Raw genomic sequence first — 19390 nt, 5'->3', positions numbered from 1 at the left:
TTGACATGCCGCCAACAGCGCGCGAGGGTGGTGCACATGCCGACGCCCCCGCTCGACGGATCCCCCTCAGCCTGGCGCGAGCCGGAGCACGACGACCTCGCCGACCTGGCCCGCACCTTCTTCACCAAGGAGGTGCTGCCGCACGCCGACCGCCTGCTGGCGCAGGGCCATCCGGACCGCGAGCACTACCGCCGCGCCGGTGAGCTGGGGCTGCTGGGCCTGTCCGTCCCGGAGGAGTACGGCGGCGGAGGTGGCCGGTTCACCCACGAGGCCGTGCTGCTGCACGAGCAGGCACACACCGGAGAGAGCAGCCTCGGATTGGCCGTCCACAGTGGCATCGTCACCGGCTATCTCGTCGCGTACGGCAGCGCGGAGCAGAAGCGACGGTGGCTGCCCGGCCTGTGCAGCGGTGAGCTGGTCGGCGCGATCGCGATGACCGAGCCGGACGGCGGCTCCGACCTACAGGCGATGCGCACCCGGGCGGTCCGCGACGGAGACGACTACCTGATCACCGGCGCGAAGACGTTCATCACCAACGGTGGCCTGGCCGACCTGATCATCATGGCCGTGAAGACCGACCCCGAGCAGCGGGCGGCCGGTGTCTCGCTGCTGGTCTGCGAGGTCGGCGGCGATCCGGAGGGCTTCCGCCGGGGCCGGCTGCTGTCCAAGATCGGGCTGCACGCCAACGACACCGCCGAGTTGTTCTTCGACGGGTTCCGGGTGCCGGCGGCCAACCTGCTCGGCGACGCCGAAGGGCTGGGCTTCGTCCAGCTCATGCAGCAGCTTCCGCAGGAACGGCTGGTCATCGGCGTCGGCGCGGTCGCGGCCATGGAACGGGCGGTCGAGCTGACCGTCGCGTACGCCAAGCAGCGCACCGCCTTCGGCAAGACGCTGATGGGCCACCAGAACACCCGGATGGTGCTCGCCGAGTGCGCCACCCGCACCCGGGTCAGCCGGGTCTTCCTGGACGACTGCATCGTCCGGCACACCCGTGGCGACCTGGACGTGGCGACCGCCGCGATGGCGAAGTCCTGGCTCACCGACGGGCAGTGCGAGGTCATCGACCGGTGCCTCCAGCTCTTCGGCGGCTACGGCTACACGACGGAATACCCGATCGCCCAGATGTACGCCGACGCCCGCGTCCAGAAGATCTACGGCGGCACCAACGAGATCATGAAGGAGCTGATCGCCCGTGCCCTCTGAGGCGTACGTCTTCGACGCGGTCCGGACCCCGCGCGGACGCGGCCGGGACACCGGCTCGCTGCACGGGGTCAAGCCGATCTCGCTTGTGGTCGGCCTGATCGACGCGCTGCGGGAGCGCAATCCCGGGCTGGACGTGGGCCGGCTGGAGGACCTGCTGCTGGGCATCGTCACCCCGGTCGGCGAGCAGGGCGGCAACCTGGCGCGGGCGGCGGCGCTGCTGGCCGGACTGCCCGACCAGGTGGGCGGGGTGCAGCTCAACCGGTTCTGTGCCTCCGGGCTGGAGGCGGTGAACACCGCTGCCGCGCGGATCCGCTCCGGCTGGGAGCACCTGCTGCTCGCCGGTGGTGTGGAGTCGATGTCCCGGGTGCCGATGGGTTCGGACGGCGGGGCCTGGATCAGCGATCCGCAGACCACGCTTGCCACGTCGTTCGTGCCGCAGGGCATCAGCGCCGACCTGATCGCCACCCTGGAGGGCTTCACCCGCGACGACGTGGACGGCTACGCGCTGCGGTCGCAGGAGCGGGCCGCCAAGGCGTGGGCCGGCGGGCACTTCGCCCGCTCGGTGGTGCCGGTGCGCGACGACAACGGGCTGGACATCCTCACCGTGGACGAGCACCCGCGCCCGGACACCACCCGGGAGACGTTGGCCCGACTCACCCCGTCGTTCGCCGCGCTCGGCGAGGCCGCCGGCTTCGACGCGGTCGCGTTGCAGAAGTTCCACTGGTTGGAGGCGATCGACCACGTCCACCACGCCGGCAACTCGTCAGGCATCGTGGACGGCGCGGCGCTGGTGCTCATCGGCTCGGAGCAGGTCGGCCAGGACCTCGGCCTCACCCCGCGTGCCCGGATCGTCAGCGCGGCGGTCAGCGGCGCCGACCCGACGCTGATGCTGACCGGCCCGATCCCGGCCACCCACAAGGCGCTCGCCGCCGCCGGGCTGACCGTCGCCGACATCGACCTGTTCGAGTTCAACGAGGCGTTCGCGGCAGTGGTGCTCAAGTACGTCCGGGACCTGGGCCTCGACCCGGACCGCGTGAACGTCAACGGCGGCGCGATCGCGCTCGGCCACCCGCTCGGCGCGACCGGGGCGATGCTGATCGGCACCGCCGTGGACGAGTTGGAGCGCCGCGACCTGCGCCGCGCCGTGGTGACCCTCTGCATCGGCGGCGGCATGGGCGTCGCCACCGTTCTTGAGCGCTGCTGACCCGGGGGACGACCATGACCAACACCATCCGGTACGACCGCGGCGCCGACGGCATCGTCACGCTCACCCTGGACGACCCCGACCAGTCCGCGAACATCATGAACCAGGCGTACGCCACGTCCATGAGCGCCGCGCTCGACCGGTTGGAAGCCGAGCGCGACGAGGTGACCGGGGTCGTCGTGACAAGCGCGAAGTCGACCTTCTTCGCCGGCGGTGACCTGCCGCGGATGATCCGGGCCACCCGCGCCGACGCGCCCGAACTGGCCGAGGTGCTCGACACCATCAAACGGGACCTGCGCCGGCTGGAGACGCTGGGCCGACCGGTGGTCGCCGCGATCAACGGCTCCGCGCTCGGCGGTGGCCTGGAGATCGCCCTCGCCTGCCACCACCGGATCGCGCTTGACGCCCCGGACAGCCGGCTCGGGCTGCCCGAGGTGACCCTGGGCCTGCTGCCCGGGGCCGGCGGTGTCACCCGGACGGTACGGATGCTCGGCCTGGCCGCGGCACTGACCACGGTGCTGCTCACCGGTCGACGGATGCGCCCCGCCGACGCCCTGGCCGTGGGCATCGTGGACGAGGTGGTCGCCACGCCCACCGAACTGCTGGATCGCGCGCGGGCCTGGATCGCCGCCAACCCGCACCCGAGCCAGCCGTGGGACCGACCGGACTACCGGATGCCCGGCGGCACCCCGGCCAGCCGGTCACTGGCCGCCCAGTTGCCGGCCTTCCCGGCCACCCTGCGCAAGCAGCTCAAGGGTGCCCGGTTGCCCGCACCCGAGGCGATCCTGGCGACCGCCGTCGAAGGCGCGCAGGTCGACCTGGAGACCGCGTTCACAGTGGAGACCCGGCACCTGATCGGCCTGCTCACCGGGCAGATCGCCAAGAACATGATCGGCGCCTTCTTCTTCGACCTGAAGGCCGTCAACGGCGGTGCAGCCCGCCCGACCGACGTGCACGCCCCGCCGGTGCGCCGGGTGGCGGTGCTCGGCGCCGGCATGATGGGCGCGGGCATCGCGTACGCCTGCGCCAGCGCCGGGTTGGACGTGGTGGTCAGGGACGTCACGCCGGAGGCCGCCGGCCGGGCCCGGGAGCACGCCGAGCGGTTGCTGGCCCGCAGGGTACGCAAGGGCCGCGCGACGGAGGCGGACGCGCGGGCGGTGCTGGGCCGGATCACCACCACGGACCGGGTCGACGCGTTGGCCGGCTGCGACGCGGTGATCGAGGCGGTCTTCGAGGACCCGACGCTGAAGAAGGCGGTCTTCGCCGAGGTGCTGCCGGTGTTGGCGCCGGGCGCGCTGCTCGCCTCCAACACCTCCACCCTGCCGATCACCGGGCTGGCCGAGGGGGTGGACCGGCCGGCCGACTTCATCGGCATGCACTTCTTCTCCCCGGTGGACCGGATGCCGCTGCTGGAGATCGTGGTCGGAGCACGCACCAGCGACACCGCCCTGGCGAGGGCGTTCGACCTGGGCCGGCGGATCGGCAAGACGCCCATCGTGGTCAACGACGGCCGGGGCTTCTTCACCAGCCGGGTGATCGGTCGGTTCCTCGACGAGGCGGTCGGCATGGTCGCCGAGGGTGTTCCCGCCGCGTCGGTGGAGCAGGCCGCGTTGCAGGCCGGCTACCCGACCGGGCCGCTGGCGCTTGCCGACGAGGTGAGCCTCACCCTGATCCAGCGGATCCGCCGGCAGTTCGAGGACGCCAGCGAGGAGTTCCTGCCGCTGCCGGCGCACCGGCTCGTCGACGAGCTGGTCGACGCGTACGACCGGCCGGGGCGCGCCGAGGGGCGCGGCTTCTACTCCTACGACGACGGCGCCCGGGGCCGGTTGTGGCCGGGCCTCGCCGACCTGGTCACCGACGCGGGTCGCGCGGTGCCGTTCACCGACCTCCAGGAACGGATGCTCTTCGCCGAGGCGTTGGACGCGCTGCGCTGCCTCGACGAGGGTGTGCTGCGCACCGAGACCGACGCCAACATCGGCTCGATCTTCGGCATCGGTTTCCCCGCCTGGACCGGCGGGGTCATCCGCTACGTCCGGCAGTACGCGGGCGGTCCCGCCGGCTTCGCGGCCCGTGCCGCCGAGCTGGCCGACCGGTACGGCGACCGGTTCACTCCCCCGGCGGACCTGGTCGACCGGCTCGCCGCCTCGGCCGCCCACCCGGGCGAATTGGCAGGCGTCGCATGACGGGCTCTGATGTCCCGTCCGATCCGCACGCCGGCGAGCCGGGCGGGTCGGGGCAGGGTGGGCCGTTGGCCGGGGTGCGGGTGGTCGAGTTGGCGAGCCTCGCGCCGGCGCCGTTCGGCTGCATGGTGCTCGCCGACCTCGGCGCGGACGTGGTGCGGGTGGACCGGCCGGGTGCCCCGGGTGCGGGGCGGCTTGCCGCGCCGACCGGCGGGCCGTTGCAGCGCGGCCGGCGGGTGACCGCACTCGACCTGAAGTCCCCGGCCGGCGTGGACGACCTGCTGCGCCTCGTCGAGCGGGCGGACGTGCTGGTGGAGGCGTACCGGCCGGGGGTCGCCGAGCGGCTCGGCTTCGGCCCGCAGGTGTGCCGGGCGCGCAACCCCGGGCTGGTGTACGCGCGGATGACCGGCTGGGGCCAGGACGGCCCGCTGGCGTCCCGGGCCGGGCACGACATCGACTACATCGCGGTGGCGGGGGCGTTGGAGCCGCTGGGTCGGGCCGGCGAGCGCCCGTACGCGCCGACGAACCTGCTCGCCGACTTCGGCGGGGGCGGCATGCTGCTCGCCGTCGGCGTGTTGGCGGCGCTGCTGGAACGGGAACGCTCCGGCGTCGGCCAGGTGGTCGACGCGGCGATGGTGGACGGGTCGGCGCTGCTCACGTCGTTCCTGCACGGGCTGCTCGGCAGTGGCCTGTGGGCCGCGCCGCGCGGGCGCAACATGTTCGACGGTGGGGCGCCGTTCTACGACACGTACGCCACCGCCGACGGTGGATTCATGGCTGTCGGCGCTGTGGAACCGGCCTTCTACGACGTACTCCTCACCGGCCTCGGCCTGGCCGACGACCCGGACCTGCCGGCGCAGTACGACCCGAGCGGCTGGGATCAGCTACGCCGGCGCTTCGCCGCGCGGTTCGCCGAGCGGACCCGGGACGAGTGGACGGCGGTCTTCACCGAGCTGGACGCCTGCGTCGCGCCGGTGCTCGCGCCCGGTGAGGCGCACCGACATCCGCACAACGCCGCGCGGGGCACCTTCGTCGACGTCGGCGGCGAGATCCAACCGGCCCCGGCACCCCGCTTCGACCGGACGCCCGCGCCCCGGCCGGTTCCCGCCCCGGACCCGGAGCAGGATGTCCTACCGGCAGCGGAGATTCTCGCCGGCTGGCCGCTACGGACCTGACGGGAGTGCACGTCCCCGGGGTGTGGTGGCAGGCTCGGCGGAGCCGATCCCGGCCGGGACGGCAGCCATTTCTGCCAGGGAGTCGGCGAGCATGACCACGGACCTGTGGAAGGGCCACATCAACGGAATCCTCTACGGGGTCCAGTTCGACCGGGCGCTTGACGACTCGGTGGTGACCCGGGTCGCCCGTGACGTGACCGACGGGCGCTACCCGGGCGACCGGACCGCGACGCTTGACGCGCTGGGCCAGGCCCTGCGCTCCACCGTCCCGCTCAACGACGAGATCGAGACCCCGCACGGCGAGGAGAGCATCCGCGTGTTCCTCCACCAGCTCTCCACCGCCCTGCGCGCGGGCACCCCCGGACCTCGGCCAAGTTGATCAAGAGCGGGCCGACGGGCGGGCTCGGCCGGCGGCAACATCCCCGTTTCGCGCCTCCGGCACCCCGCACGGCATGATCATGGAGCTGAGGCGGGTCGGGACGCCTCGCCGGCAGCGGAACCCGGGAAGGAGGTGCCCGTGCCGGACGCGGACGAACTCGTCGCCAACGCACTCGCGGCGGTGCGCGGCACCGACGTACGACAGGCCGAACGGCAGCTCGACCAACTGATGGTCGGCACCGGCGCGGCGGACGGCGCCACGGCGGTGGACGCGGCGTTGCTGCGCCGCCTGGTCCGCGGTCTGACGCGGCTCTGGCCGCGCGGCTGGCAGCCCGTGGACCTGGACCGGATCGCCGCCCGGCGGCTCGACGCCCGCGCGACGCGACTGGTCCGCGACGCGATGGCCGTGCAACGGCGCGAGCAGGCGGAACCGGTCCCGGCCTGGTTCGACGAGCAGTTACGTGAGTTGACCACCGAGCGGCGGGCGGACGACGAGAACGTGCTGTCCGGCTGGTCCGCCCGGGAGGCGCTGGACCGGGTCGACGCGCTCCGCACGGCCGTGGATGTCCTCACGCTCGTGGAGAGCCTGCCGCCCATCGCGGTGCTGCGCCCGCCACCCGGATCGAGCGGCGCGGCGACCGCCCGGTCGGCCGGTCCGGCGCGCAGCGGGTCACCGATGCTGGACCGGGTCCGGGCGCTGCTGGCCAAGGCCGAGTCGACGACCTTCCCGGCCGAGGCGGAGGCGCTGACCGGGAAGGCGCAGGAGCTGATCGCCCGGCACAGCATCGACGAGGCGCTGCTGGCCGCCGGGTCGGAACGCGGCGACGTGCCCGGCGGCGTACGCCTGAGCACCGACACCCCGTACGCGGGCGCGAAGGCGCTGCTCGTGCAGGAGGTGGCGGCGGCCAACAGGTGTGAGGCGGTCTGGTCCGACGATCTCGGCTTCGCCACAGTGCTGGGCTGGCCGGCCGACCTGGTGGCGGTGGAGTTGCTCTACACCTCGCTGCTGGTGCAGGCCACCGCAGCCATGCTGCGCGGGCGGGCCGAGCGCCGGCCCGGATCGGGACGGCGGACGAAGGTCTGGGACGAGTCGTTCCTCAACGCGTTCGCGCTGCGGATCGGCGAACGGCTGCGCGCGGCCACCGACGCGGCCACCGACGCGGCGGACCAGGCGACGGCCGAGACGGCCGGGGCGGAGCGGCTGTTGCCGGTGCTCGCCGCCCGGGGAGAGGCGGTCCGGGAGCGGCTGGACACCCTCTTTCCCGGTGTCACCCGGCACCGACTCAGTGTGCGCGACGCCGAGGGCTGGTCGTCGGGCACCTCGGCCGCGGACCGGGCGTCGCTCGACGTCGGCGGCGGGCGGAAGCCCCGCCAGGTGCCCGGCCGACCCGATCGGCGCTGAACCGCCCGGCGTGGGACCACCGCCAGCGAACATATCTGCGATTTTCTTCGGGTACGCCGTAGGGAACGGGCTGTCGGCTCCGACCCTCCGGTGAGTCGCGCCCCGACCGGGATGCGACCAGAGCCTGAGGAGCACTGCCGTGAAGTACATGCTGCTGATCTGGAACCGGCCCGGCTTCACCGAGGAGCTGTCCGAGCAGGACCGCACAGCCCTGTTCGGCGAGGTCGACGAGATCATGAAGGAGTTGACCGAGAGCGGCGAGCTGATCGGCGGCCAGGCGCTGGCCAATCCGTCGCAGACGTTGACGGTGCGGGCCGTCGACGGCCGGGCCGAGGTCATCGACGGCCCGTTCATGGAGAGCAAGGAGCAGTTCGCCGGTTACCTGGCGGTCGACTGCGACAGCCCACAACGGGCCGCCGAGATCGCCGCCCGCTGGCCGGACGTGCGCTTCGGCGGTGCCATGGAGGTCCGCCCGATCATGGACGAGGCCGGAGCGGAGATGTGACAGACGACCGGACGGTCGAGGAGCTGCTGCGCACTGTCGCGCCGCAGGTCCTCGGCCTGCTGGTCCGCCGGCACGGCCAGTTCGACAGGTGCGAGGACGCGGTCCAGGAGGCGCTGCTCGCCGCCGCCACCCAGTGGCCCGCGCAGGGCGTACCGGACAGTCCGCGCGCGTGGCTGCTGACCGTGGCCACCCGCCGGCTCACCGACGAGTGGCGCAGCGAGAACGCCCGCCGCGACCGCGAGCTGGCGGTCACGCTGCGCGAGCCGGCGTACGGCGGTGTGGCCCCGGCGGCCGACGCGGAGCCCGCGGTGGCGGACGCCGACGACACGCTCACCCTGCTGTTCCTCTGCTGCCATCCGGCGCTGACCGGGTCGGCGCAGGTGGCGCTGACCCTGCGCGCGGTCGGTGGTCTCAGCACCGCCCAGATCGCCCGGGCGCACCTGCTGCCGGAGGCGACGATGAGTCAACGGATCCGCCGGGCCAAGCAGCGCATCGAGGCCGCCGGGGCCCGGTTCACCATGCCCGGCCCCACCGAACGGGACGAGCGGCTGCGAACGGTGCTCCGGGTGCTCTACCTGATCTTCAACGAGGGCTACACCGCGTCCAGTGGCCCGGACCTGCACCGGGCCGAGCTGACCGGCGAGGCGATCCGGCTGGCTCGCATCCTGCACGGGCTGCTGCCCGACGACGGCGAGGTGACCGGCCTGCTGGCGCTGATGCTGCTCACCGACGCGCACCGGGCGGCTCGGCTCGGCCCGGACGGGGAGCTGGTGCCGCTTGCCGAGCAGGACCGCACCCGCTGGGACGTGGCCGCCAGCTCGGAGGGGATCACGCTGATCACCGACGCGTTGACCTGGTCGCCGCCGGGCCCGTACCAACTCCAGGCTGCGATCGCCGCGGTGCACGCCGAGGCGCCGACGGCGGCGGAGACGGACTGGCGGCAGATCGTCGCGCTCTACCGGCTGCTGGCCCGGATCGCGCCGAACCCGATGGTCACCCTCAACCAGGCGGTGGCGGTTGCCATGGTGGACGGGCCACGGGCCGGGCTCGCCCTGCTCACGTCCCTGGACGCCGACGAGCGCACCGCCGGGCACCACCGGCTCGCGGCCGTCCGGGCGCACCTGTTGGAGCTGGCCGGCGAGACCGGCGCGGCGCGGGAGGCGTACCTGGCGGCGGCCCGGGGCACCACGAGCCGGCCCGAGCAGCGGTACCTGGAGCTGCGTGCCGCCCGACTGGCCGCACGACGATGAGGTCCGGCGACGGCCGGCGCAGAAGGGACATGAGCATGGTGCGAAGTCAGCTGTCGATCTCACTCGACGGGTACGTGGCGGGGCCGGAGCAGAGTCGGGAGGACCCGCTGGGCCGGGGCGGCCTGCGGTTACACGAGTGGGTCTTCGGCCTGGACACCTGGCGGGCGCAGCACGGGTTGGCCGGTGGTGACCGGGGTGTCGACGCGGACGTCGTCGAGGAGATGACCAGCGGCGTCGGGGCGTCGGTGATGGGTCGGCGGATGTTCGGTGGCGGGGACGGCGACTGGGACGAGAGCTGGCAGGGCTGGTGGGGCGACGACCCGCCGTTCCACACCCCGGTGTTCGTGCTCAGCCACCACCCGCGGGCGCCGCTGGTGATGCGGGGCGGCACCGAGTTCCGATTCGTCACCGACGGGATCGACTCGGCGCTACGGCAGGCCCGAGAGGCGGCGGGCGACCGGGATGTGGCGATCGCCGGCGGGGCGAGCACGGTTCGGCAGTACCTGGCCGCCGGGCTGATCGACACCCTGCAACTGCATCTCGTGCCGATCGTGCTCGGCGGCGGCGAGCGGCTCTTCGACGGCATCGCGCCGCGCCTGGAGCAGGTAACGGTGGTGGCCGGGCCGACGGTGACGCACCTGACCTACCGGGTCCTGCGCTGATCGGAGGTCAGCGCGTCGGGTGCGCCGCCCACCGCTGCCGGCCGGCCGAGCTGAACTCGGACGGCCGGCAGCGCGCGGTCACACCTCGGGTTCGACGGCCGGGCAGTTCGCACCCCGGGCCGGCACCACGTTGTCGATCAGGTAGGCGTCGACGGCCCGCTCCACGCACGGGCTGGTGGTGTAGCTGCCATGCCCCCACCCCTGGTACGTGAGCAGCAAGCCGCGCCGGCCCAACTGGCGGGCCACGTTCGTGGCCCAGTCGTACCCGCTGGCCGGGTCGTGCACGGTGGCGGCGAGCAGCAGTGGCACGTCGGTGCGCACCCGCAGCCGGTGTTGCGGGTTGGCCACCGGCGTCGGCGTGCCCAGGCAGGTGGCGAGGGCGAACAGGGCCGGCGGGTACCGCAGGTCCGGTGCGAGCCGGGCGACCCGACGCAGGTGCGCGGCGTACTCCCGGTAGTCGCGGACGGGCAGGCTCCAGTCCTGGCAGAAGACCGCGAAGGGGTACGACGCGACGGCGTCGCCCGCCGACGGGCCGGCGCTTTGCACTGTGGTCAGGGTTTCCATCGCGACGAGCCATTCGGCCAGCCCCGGCCACCGCGCCGTGTCGTAGAACTCCTTGTGGGTGAGCCGGACCAGCTCGAACGGGGTCAGTGGCACGCCGGGCCGGTTCGGGTCGGTCAGCACGCCGCGTTCGGCCCGAGCGCGCAGCCCGGCCCAGATCGCCCGGAGGTCCCGTCCGTGCAGGTCGCACGCGCTGGACCTGGCACACCAGGCGACGAACTCGTCGAACGCGCCCTGCGCGGTGCGGGCCTGACTGTCGAGGAAGGCGCGGGTGCCGACGCTGTGGTCCATCGTGGCCTCCAGCACCATGGCCCGGACCCGGTCGGGGTACAGCTCGGCGTACCGCTGCCCGAGCACTGTGCCGTACGAGCTGCCGTGGAAGGTCAACTGCCGCTCGCCGAGCGCGGCGCGGATCGCGTCCAGGTCGCGGGCGGCGCTTGTCGTGTCCACGTGGTCGTAGAGCGGCCCGGTGCGGGCCCGACAGTCGGCGCGCAGCAGCGCGTTGCCGGCCAGCGTGGCATCGAACTGGGCCTGGTCGGCGATCAGTTGCGGTTGCCGGGCGAGCAGCTCCCGGGCGCAGACGACCGGGTGGCTGCCGCCGGTGCCGCGCGGGTCGAAGCTGACGATGTCGAACCGGCGGCGCAGGTCGGCGCTGAACCGGGAGCTGCCGTTCACCACCCGGTCGACTCCGCTGTCACCCGGGCCGCCGGGGCCGAAGACCAGCGCGCCCTCGCGGGTGGCCGGCTTGGCGACCCGGCGGGCCAGCGCCAGGTCGAAGCGTTCCCCCCGGGGTCGGTCCCAGTCGACCGGGAGCGACAGGGTGCCGCACTCGGCGGAGTCGTCGGTGGAGCAGGGCCGCCAGTCGATCGTGGGGTGGGCGGCGGCCGGGCTGGTCGGGGTCAGCCCGGCGGCCGTGAGGGCCAGGGCGATCGTCCAGCCGACCGCGGATTTGCGGACTTGCAGCATGAAGTGCTGTCCTCTCCTCGAAGGAGCGTTACCGGTGAAGCTCGCCCGCTGGGCGAGGTGATGCTGCTTCCGCCCGGGTCGTCGAGTAGCCGCTCGACGGCCCGGGGCCTTTGGCCGTGGTCAGTCGACCTCGAGCAGGACGCGTTCGAGCTTGGTCATCTGGGTCTCCATCCCGCCCAGCCGACCGTCCATGGCCGCGAGCAGTCGGGCGTTCTCCGCCTGCGCCTGGGCGGCGGTCTCGGCGAGCCGGCGGTAGTCGTCCGCGCGGGACGCCTCGTACCGGGCCCGCCAGGTCTTGGCGAGCTGCACGATGGTCACCGTGACCACGCTGACCAGGAAGGCGAAGATGCCGATCGCGCCGACCACCTCGGTCCAGTCGTGCTCGCTCATCGGTTCGCTCCCGGCTGATCGGCCGAGTCGGGCACGGTCAGCGTCTCGGCCGCCGCCGCGATGGTCTCGGGGGTGAGGGTGAGCACGAACGGCTGCACCTCGTAGTAGTTCATGGCTTTCCCGTCCTCCGACAACTCCAGGCTCGCGGTGACCAGCCCGGCCGCCGCCAGCTTCCGTAGGTGGACCTGCAACAGCGCTCGGCTGATGCCCAGTTGCCGGGCCAGCCCGCTGACGTAGGCACGTTCGCGGGCCAGCGCGGCGATGATCCGCAGCCGGTGCGGGTTGGCCAACGAGGCCAGCACCCGCACCAGGTCGTCGCCGGTCGGCGATGGAGCGTTGCTCACAACCAGCCCTCGCACATGCCAAGAGAAGTTAGCAGGTATGCCCGCGCGGCGGTGCGGGCCGAGAGCGGAATCAGGGGGATCTCAGGGTCACGGAACGGGGCCGGACACACAGACACGCCGGGCCGGTGAATGATCACCGACCCGGCGTGCGGGTTACGTCGTACGTCAGCTCTTGAAGGCGTCCTTGATCTTCTCGCCCGCCTGCTTGAGCTTGGCCGTGGACTGGTCAGCGCGACCCTCGGCCTCGAGCTGCTCGTTGTCGGTGGCCCGACCGGCGCCTTCCTTCAGCTTGCCGGTCGCGTCCTCGGTGGCGTTGTTGATCTTATCGTCGAGTCCCATTGCCAACCTCCATTGCCAGCGTCGCTGCTACAACACCAGCAATACCCCCGTCGTCACCGGCCCAACCATTCCGCTCGTCACAGTCCGCGATCGGCGGCCGGACGGAACCGGCGCAACCGCAGACTGTTGGCCACCACGAAGACCGAGGACAACGCCATCGTCGCGCCGGCGATCATCGGGTTGAGCAGCCCGGCGGCGGCCAACGGCAGGGCCGCCACGTTGTAGCCGAACGCCCAGAACAGGTTGCCCCGGATGATGCCGAGTGTGCGCCGGGACAACCGGATGGCATCCACCGCGGCGTCCAGGTCGCCCCGGACGAGGGTGAGGTCGGACGCCTCGATCGCCACGTCGGTGCCGGTGCCCATGGCCAACCCCAGGTCGGCCTGGGCCAGCGCCGGGGCGTCGTTGACCCCGTCACCGACCATCGCGACCGATCGCCCCTGCGCCTGGAGCCGCTTGACCACGTCGACCTTGCCGGCCGGCAGCACCTCGGCGACCACCTCGTCGATGCCCACCTCGGCGGCGATCGCGCGGGCCACAGTGGTGTTGTCCCCGGTCAGCAGGACGGGGGTGAGCCCCAGCGCCCGCAGCCGGGCCACCGCCGCCCGGCTGGTCGGCCGGACCACGTCGGCGACCGCGAGCACGCCCCGGGCCTGCCCGTCCCAGGCCGCGACGATCGCCGTGCGGCCGGCGGCCTCCGCGTCGCGGACGGCCCACTCGACCTCGGGCGGTACGTCGATCTCCCGCTCGCGCAGCAGCCGGACCCGACCGACGAGCAGGACCCGTCCGTCGACGGTGCCGGTCACGCCCAGCCCTTCGAGGTTGCCGAAGCCCGTCACCGGGGGCAGCGACCCCGCCTCGGCGGCACCCGCCGCGACCGCACGGGCGATCGGGTGCTCGGAGGCGGCCTCCACCGCACCGGTGAGCCGGAGCAGCTCGCCCCGATCCGTGCCGCTCGCCGGCACCACGTCCACCAGGGTCATCCGGCCGGTCGTCACGGTGCCGGTCTTGTCCAGCACCACGGTGTCCACCCGGCGGGTCGACTCCAGCACCTCCGGCCCCTTGATCAGCACACCGAGTTGCGCGCCCCGACCGGTGCCGACCAGCAGCGCGGTCGGGGTGGCCAGGCCGAGCGCGCAGGGGCAGGCGATGATCAGCACGGCCACGGCTGCGGTGAACGCGGCGGTCGGGCCGGCACCGGTGCCGAGCCACCAGCCGAGCGTGCCGACGGCGAGGGTGATGACGACCGGAACGAAGACACCGGAGATCCGGTCCGCGAGCCGCTGCACGGCGGCCTTGCCGCTCTGCGCCTGCTCGACCAGGTCGGCCATCCGGGCGAGTTGGGTGTCCGCGCCGACCCGGGTGGCGCTGACGATCAGCCGTCCACCCGCGTTGATGGTGGCGCCGACCACGCCGTCACCGGGGCCTACCTCGACCGGCACCGACTCACCGGTGAGCATGCTGGCGTCGACGGCGGACGTGCCCTCGTCGACCACCCCGTCGGTGGCGATCTTCTCCCCGGGGCGCACCACGAACCGGTCACCGACGGCGAGCCGATCCACCGGGATCAGGGTCTCCACCCCGTCGCGCAGCACCGACACCTCTTTGGCGCCGAGTTCGAGCAGGGCGCGCAGGGCCGCGCCGGCGGTCCGCTTGGATCGGGCCTCGAAGTAGCGGCCGGCCAGGATGAACACCGTCACCCCGGCGGCCGCCTCCAGGTAGATGTTGCCGGCACCGTCGGTACGGGTGATGTCGAAGCGGAACGGGTGGGTCATCCCGGGCATGCCGGCGTCACCGAGGAAGAGCGCCCAGAGCGACCAGCCGAACGCGGCCAGGGTGCCGAGCGAGACCAGGGTGTCCATCGTCGCCGCGCCGTGCCGCAGGTTGGTCCAGGCGGCCCGGTGGAACGGCAGCCCACCCCAGACCACCACCGGGGCGGCCAGGGTCAGCGACAGCCACTGCCAGTAGTCGAACTGCCAGGCTGGGGCCATGGCCAGCAGGACCACCGGCACGCTGAGCAGCACCGAAACCCAGAGCCGGGTACGCGGGCCGCGCAGCGGATCGGCTGGCTCCTCGACCGGTCGGGGGGTCGGCGGCGCCGCCGTGTACCCGGTCTTGCGCACGGTCTCGATCAGGTCGTCCGGTGTGACGCCGTCGGCGTACCGGACGGTGGCCTTCTCGGTGGCGTAGTTGACGGCGGCGCTCACGCCGTCCATCCGGTTGAGCTTCTTCTCGATCCGGGCGGCGCAGGCGGCGCAGGTCATTCCGCCGATCGCCAACTCGATCCGGTTGGGTGCCTCGGGCAGCGGTCTGCTGGTGGTGGTCATCGTGTGGTCCCGTCAGTTGTGCCCGTGCCCGGGGGTGCCGTGGTCGGCACCGCCGCTCGGCGCGGGTCCGCTCGGGGTGTTCCCGGTCGGCGGGGTGCCGGCGACGACCGTGAACTCGGCCGTGTGCACCGTCCCGCCGTGTTGGAAGTCGAGGTAGAGCCGGTAGCTGCCGGCCGAGGGCACCTCGGCGAGGAAGCTGACGGCCGGGCCCGGCCGGGTCCGGCCGTCACCCGGCGTCCCGGCCGGGTGCACGTGCAGGTACGCGAGGTCGCCCCGGCGCAGTGCCACCAGGTGCCCGTACGCGCCCAGGTAGGGCTCCAGGTCGGTGACCGGCTGACCGTTCCGGCTGACGGTGAAGGTGAGCGGGGCGGTACGGCCGGGCCGCGGCGAGCCGGTCAGGGTGACCGTGTAGCCGTCGACCGTGGTGCTGGTCGCCGGGGCGGGCAGCGGTCGTTCGGTCAGCTCACCGGGGACGGTCACGTCCACGCCGAGCGTCAGCGGATCAGCCCCGGTCGGGGCGAAGTCGGCGAACGCCCGCCACTGCCCGGGGCCGGCCAGTGGCGTGCCGACCCGCCAGGTGCCGTCCGGAGCCAGCTCGGGGTGCACGTGCCGGAAACCGGTGAGGTCCCGTCGGACCACGATCAGGTGCATCCTCCGGTCGTGCGCCACGTCGTACCTGGTCACCGGTTGGCCGTCCGGACCGGTGATCCGGAAGGCGAACTGGTCGGCCGGGGCGTCGACCGGGTCGAGGGTGTAGCCGCGGTCGGAGACGAGCAGCCCACCGGGAACCCGGTCGGCCGGCTCACCGCGCTCTCCGGTCGCGTGGACGGCGTCGCCGTCGTGCCGGCTCTCGGCGACCGGAGTGCGGTCGGCCAGCCGGCCGACCCCGTACGTCGCGCCGAAGATCGCCGCGAGGCCGACAGCGAATCCGGCAAGTCTCGTCACGGTACGCATGTCGGCCCCTCCGCTCACGCGTCGACGAGGTCGTAGCCGGCCTCGTCGACGGCGGCTCGGACGACCTGCACGTCAAGTGGCTGCTCGCTGCTCACGGTCACCTGCCCGGTCGCGAGGTCGACCTGGACGTCACGCACGCCCGCGATCGCGCCGACCTCGGCGCTCACCGCGCTGACGCAGTGCCCGCAGGTCATGCCCTGCACCTGGAACGTCGTGTTGACCATCGGATCGTCTCCTTCGCTGTACCGGTACCCGGTGGGGGTATCGCCGTCACGAATGCACCGTACCATACCCCCGGGGGGTAGGCTATCCTGGTCGGCATGAGCGCACCCACCCCGATCCGCGGATACACCGCCAGCAAGGACCAGCTACTCGCGCGGCTCCGCCGAGTCGAGGGGCAGGTCCGCGGCATCGAGAAGATGGTCGACGACGACCGCTACTGCATCGACGTGCTCACCCAGATCTCCGCGATCCAGGCCGCGCTCGACAAGGTGGCGCTGGGGCTGCTCGACGGACACGCCCGGCACTGCATGCACGAGGGGGCGGCCGAGGGCCGGGCCGACGAGATGGCCACCGAGATGATGGCGGCGGTCGGCCGGCTGATGAAGCGCGGCTGACGACACGCCCCGGTGTCGGCGGCGCGCCGAGATGCCGGTTTCCGGTCGGACGGGGCCGGGCACTGACCGTCGGTGATCGCGTGGTCGTCGGTCCGCGATCCGCCGCGCCCGGTCGCCGACTTTCGGCGACGACGCTGAACCGCGCGGCCCGCTGGCCCGTATCCCGCACCGGATCGTTGGGAGTCTCGACTTGGGTTCCGACCACGCCCGTCCCGCTCCGTCCGCCCCGCCCCGGGTGCGACGGATCCTCGTCATGACGGTGGTGCCCCTCTTCGTCGCCACCGTGCTCGCCGCGGCGCTGCTCTGGCCGCGCGGAGGAGCACCGCGGACCGACGGCGGAGCGGACGTGCCCCGCTACGCCGGCACGGTGACCCGGGTGGTGACCGAGCCATGCCCGCCGGTGCCGTCGAGCCCCGAGGGCACACCCCGGGTCGGCGCCGGGCCGTGCGGCACCGTCGACGTCCGGGTGGACGACGGACCCGCCGCCGGCCAGCAGGTGCAGACACCGGTGCCCGACGGCCCGGGCGCGCCACGGGTCGACGTCGGCGACGAGGTCATCCTGGTCGAGCTGACCGACCCGACCGATCCCGCCCTCAGCAACTGGAACATCGCCGAGCACCAGCGCGGCACCCCGATGGTGTGGCTGGCGGTGATCTTCGCCGCCGCGATCGTCGCGTTCGGCCGCTGGCGAGGTCTGGCCGCGCTCGCCGGGTTGGCGGCCAGCTTCGCCATCCTGCTCACCTTCGTGCTGCCGGGCATCGGCGCCGGCAGATCACCGCTCCTGGTGGCGGTGGTCGGCGCCGCCCTGATCATGTTCGTGGTGCTCTACCTGACCCACGGCGTCACAGCGCAGACCTCGGTCGCGGTGCTCGGCACCCTGGGCAGCCTGGTGCTGACCGGCGTGCTCGCCACCATCGCCACGGCGGCGACCCACCTCACCGGCTTCGGCAGCGAGGACGCGACGACACTGTCGATGTTCCAGGGCGACGTGGACCTGCACGGCCTGCTGCTCGCCGGGATCATCATCGGTTCGCTCGGGGTGCTCGACGACGTGACGGTCACCCAGGCGGCCACCGTCACCGAGCTGGCGAACGCCAATGCCGGGCTGACCCGTATGCAGCTCTACCGTGCGGCGACCCGCGTCGGCCGCGCGCACATCGCCTCCACCGTCAACACCATCGTGCTGGCGTACGCGGGCGCGTCGCTGCCCCTGTTGCTCCTGCTCACCGCCGACTCGCGGCCGATCGGGCAGATCCTCACCAGCGAGTTCCTCGCGCAGGAGATCGTCCGCAGCGCGGTCGCCACGCTCGGGCTGATCGCCGCCGTGCCACTGACCACCGGGCTGGCCGCGATCGTGACCGCGGCCGGGCGCGCCGAAACCACGCCGCCCGTCGACGCCGCCCGGCCGCGCCCCCGGGCGGACCGGGCGGAGGCGCTGGCCGCCCTCAACGCGCCGCGAACGAGGCGACCCGACGAGCCGGACCAGACGCGGGCCCGGCCCCCATCCACCGCCACCGACGGGTGGCCGGAGTCGAACAGGAGCACGGATACGGCATGGTGACACTCCTCAGCGTGACCAGATCGGGTCTTCCCCCTGAGAACCGCGTCACTGGTCACACAACGCTATGGCGAAATGACACTTTTGGTCGGCATCCAGGCGTAGCTCACCCAGTCGACTCTCGGGTAACCTCGCTGCCGGTTACCGATGAAGGCGCGAAGCGGCGCCTGCGGTGCCACCGCCCAATCGCCAACCGGCGAGCCGGGGACCCAGGTGTGTGGGGTGAATCCGCGTCAGCGGTAGGGGCCACTTCCGCCCCGAACCCGTCAGCTAACCCGGTCGGCGGTCGAGGGAAGGGAACATTGTGACGGCACCCCTACGCCGCTGGTTGACACCCGTGGTGGCCGTGATCGCCGCACTGACCGTGCTCGCCGGGCCCCTCCCGGCCCACGCCGCCCCGACGACCCCCACACCGTCCGGGCACGAGGAGGACGACGAGCCCAAGCTGCTCAACGACGTCATCGAGCAGGTGAACCGCGACTACTCCGCCGCCAAGTCCAAACTGGACAAGTCCAAGAAGCGGCAACTGGAGTTGGCGATCGAGGTGGACCGGGCCAAGGCCGACCTGGACGCGCTGGCGCCCCAGGTCGGGCAGATCGCCGCCCAGTCGTACCGCACCGGTCGGATCGGCGCACTCGCGATGCTGCTCGAAAGCGACGCCCCGGACACGTTCGTCCAGCGCGCCGCGATGCTCGACGAGATCAACATGGTGAACGAGAACAAGCTCGCTGAGGTCAACACGGTGAAGGCCCGTGCCGAGCAGGCCAAGCTGGCCCTCGACACCGAGGTCCGGGAGCAGCAGAAGCAGACCGCCGTGATGGCCAAGCGCAAGAGCGAGGCCGACAAGGCGCTCGCCCTGGTTGGCGGCAAGGGCTTCACCGGCGGTCTGGTGGACGCCACCTCGCCGGTCGCCCGGATCGGGCCGGGCCGCACCGCCGACGGTGACTGGAAGGCGCAGTCCTGTAGCGAGGATGACCCCACCACGTCCGGCTGCGTCACGCCGCGCACGCTGCACGCGTACAAGGAGGTCAAGCGGGCCGGCTTCAACCGGTTCGTCGGCTGTCACCGCAACGGCGGGCCGTACGAGCACCCGAAGGGCCGCGCCTGCGACTGGTCGCTACAGAAGAGCGGCTTCTCACCGTGGCACAACGAGGACACCCGGACGTACGGCAACAACGTCGCCGCGTTCCTCATCCGCAACGCCGACCGGCTCGGCATCTACTACGTGATCTGGAACCGGCAGATCTGGTTCCCGGCGACCGGCTGGAAGTCGTACAGCGGGCCGTCGAACCACACCGACCACGTGCACATGTCGATGCTCTGACCCGCAGCATCCTCCGTCGAGGGCCGTTCCGCGTCGCGCGGAGCGGCCCTC

Annotated in this window: 19 protein-coding genes and 1 riboswitch; of the genes, 12 read left to right on the top strand and 7 right to left on the bottom strand. The window is 72.8% G+C overall.

Translation table 11 applies throughout. The features are described from left to right. Positions 1-36: 36 nt before the first annotated feature. From AB0F61_RS24145 to AB0F61_RS24105, 9 genes are all read left to right on the top strand, one after another. Positions 37-1203 (top strand): acyl-CoA dehydrogenase family protein, encoded by a 1167-nt coding sequence (locus AB0F61_RS24145; protein WP_357813455.1) that lies wholly within the window; start codon positions 37-39, stop codon positions 1201-1203. Beyond that, on the top strand, positions 1193-2407 hold the full coding sequence (locus tag AB0F61_RS24140) for an acetyl-CoA C-acetyltransferase (protein ID WP_357813452.1): 1215 nt from the start codon (positions 1193-1195) through the stop codon (positions 2405-2407). The genes AB0F61_RS24145 and AB0F61_RS24140 overlap by 11 nt, the downstream gene beginning before the upstream one ends. A gap of 14 nt (positions 2408-2421) precedes the next feature. Continuing rightward, a complete protein-coding gene (locus tag AB0F61_RS24135; protein WP_357813449.1) occupies positions 2422-4590 on the top strand; it encodes a 3-hydroxyacyl-CoA dehydrogenase NAD-binding domain-containing protein in 2169 nt (722 codons plus the stop codon). Then, positions 4587-5762 (top strand): CaiB/BaiF CoA-transferase family protein, encoded by a 1176-nt coding sequence (locus AB0F61_RS24130; RefSeq protein WP_357813446.1) that lies wholly within the window; start codon positions 4587-4589, stop codon positions 5760-5762. The genes AB0F61_RS24135 and AB0F61_RS24130 overlap by 4 nt, the downstream gene beginning before the upstream one ends. A gap of 91 nt (positions 5763-5853) precedes the next feature. Then, positions 5854-6141, top strand: a complete 288-nt coding sequence (locus AB0F61_RS24125) for a hypothetical protein (RefSeq protein ID WP_357813443.1) — start codon at positions 5854-5856, stop codon at positions 6139-6141. 138 nt (positions 6142-6279) lie between these two features. After that, complete coding sequence (locus AB0F61_RS24120) at positions 6280-7542, top strand: DUF2786 domain-containing protein (RefSeq protein ID WP_357813440.1); 1263 nt, start codon at positions 6280-6282, stop codon at positions 7540-7542. Positions 7543-7690: 148 nt separating this feature from the next. Then, on the top strand, positions 7691-8047 hold the full coding sequence (locus tag AB0F61_RS24115; RefSeq protein WP_357813492.1) for a YciI family protein: 357 nt from the start codon (positions 7691-7693) through the stop codon (positions 8045-8047). Next, positions 8044-9297 carry a DUF6596 domain-containing protein gene (locus AB0F61_RS24110; protein ID WP_357813437.1) on the top strand — a complete coding sequence of 418 codons (1254 nt, stop codon included), beginning with the start codon at positions 8044-8046 and terminating at the stop codon, positions 9295-9297. Before AB0F61_RS24115 ends, AB0F61_RS24110 begins: the two co-directional genes overlap by 4 nt. A gap of 35 nt (positions 9298-9332) precedes the next feature. Beyond that, the gene (locus tag AB0F61_RS24105; protein ID WP_357813434.1) at positions 9333-9959 is read left to right on the top strand and encodes a dihydrofolate reductase family protein; all 627 of its coding nucleotides are present in this window, start codon (positions 9333-9335) and stop codon (positions 9957-9959) included. Between the two features lie 78 nt (positions 9960-10037). Here the strand turns inward: AB0F61_RS24105 and AB0F61_RS24100 are convergent, their stop codons facing one another. From AB0F61_RS24100 to AB0F61_RS24070, 7 genes are all read right to left on the bottom strand, one after another. After that, the gene (locus AB0F61_RS24100; RefSeq protein ID WP_357813431.1) at positions 10038-11486 is read right to left on the bottom strand and encodes an alpha/beta hydrolase; all 1449 of its coding nucleotides are present in this window, start codon (positions 11484-11486) and stop codon (positions 10038-10040) included. 120 nt (positions 11487-11606) lie between these two features. Next, positions 11607-11876 carry a hypothetical protein gene (locus AB0F61_RS24095; protein ID WP_357813428.1) on the bottom strand — a complete coding sequence of 90 codons (270 nt, stop codon included), beginning with the start codon at positions 11874-11876 and terminating at the stop codon, positions 11607-11609. Continuing rightward, on the bottom strand, positions 11873-12220 hold the full coding sequence (locus AB0F61_RS24090) for an ArsR family transcriptional regulator (RefSeq protein WP_357813425.1): 348 nt from the start codon (positions 12218-12220) through the stop codon (positions 11873-11875). Before AB0F61_RS24090 ends, AB0F61_RS24095 begins: the two co-directional genes overlap by 4 nt. A gap of 165 nt (positions 12221-12385) precedes the next feature. Next, positions 12386-12559 carry a CsbD family protein gene (locus AB0F61_RS24085; protein WP_357813422.1) on the bottom strand — a complete coding sequence of 58 codons (174 nt, stop codon included), beginning with the start codon at positions 12557-12559 and terminating at the stop codon, positions 12386-12388. A gap of 77 nt (positions 12560-12636) precedes the next feature. Continuing rightward, entirely contained in the window at positions 12637-14886 is a 2250-nt protein-coding gene (locus tag AB0F61_RS24080) for a heavy metal translocating P-type ATPase (protein WP_357813419.1), read from the bottom strand. Between the two features lie 12 nt (positions 14887-14898). Beyond that, entirely contained in the window at positions 14899-15840 is a 942-nt protein-coding gene (locus tag AB0F61_RS24075; RefSeq protein WP_357813416.1) for a hypothetical protein, read from the bottom strand. 14 nt (positions 15841-15854) lie between these two features. Beyond that, positions 15855-16064, bottom strand: coding sequence for a copper ion binding protein (locus tag AB0F61_RS24070; protein ID WP_355027246.1), 210 nt, complete (start codon positions 16062-16064; stop codon positions 15855-15857). A 96-nt stretch (positions 16065-16160) separates the two neighbouring features. Here AB0F61_RS24070 and AB0F61_RS24065 point away from each other — a divergent pair, with 96 nt between their 5' ends. The 3 genes from AB0F61_RS24065 (at position 16161) to AB0F61_RS24055 (ending at position 19339) form a co-directional block, all read left to right on the top strand. After that, a complete protein-coding gene (locus tag AB0F61_RS24065; RefSeq protein ID WP_355027247.1) occupies positions 16161-16457 on the top strand; it encodes a metal-sensitive transcriptional regulator in 297 nt (98 codons plus the stop codon). 190 nt (positions 16458-16647) lie between these two features. Further along, on the top strand, positions 16648-18018 hold the full coding sequence (locus AB0F61_RS24060; RefSeq protein WP_357813411.1) for a YibE/F family protein: 1371 nt from the start codon (positions 16648-16650) through the stop codon (positions 18016-18018). Between the two features lie 166 nt (positions 18019-18184). Beyond that, positions 18185-18315: riboswitch (cyclic di-AMP (ydaO/yuaA leader) on the top strand. Positions 18316-18319: 4 nt separating this feature from the next. Further along, positions 18320-19339, top strand: coding sequence for a hypothetical protein (locus AB0F61_RS24055; RefSeq protein WP_357813409.1), 1020 nt, complete (start codon positions 18320-18322; stop codon positions 19337-19339). Positions 19340-19390 lie beyond the last annotated feature (51 nt).

Source organism: Micromonospora sp. NPDC023888 (assembly GCF_040639415.1).
Classification (GTDB): domain Bacteria; phylum Actinomycetota; class Actinomycetes; order Mycobacteriales; family Micromonosporaceae; genus Micromonospora.
Note: the sequence above shows the minus strand (reverse complement) of the source record. Positions and strands in the feature narration are given on the sequence as shown.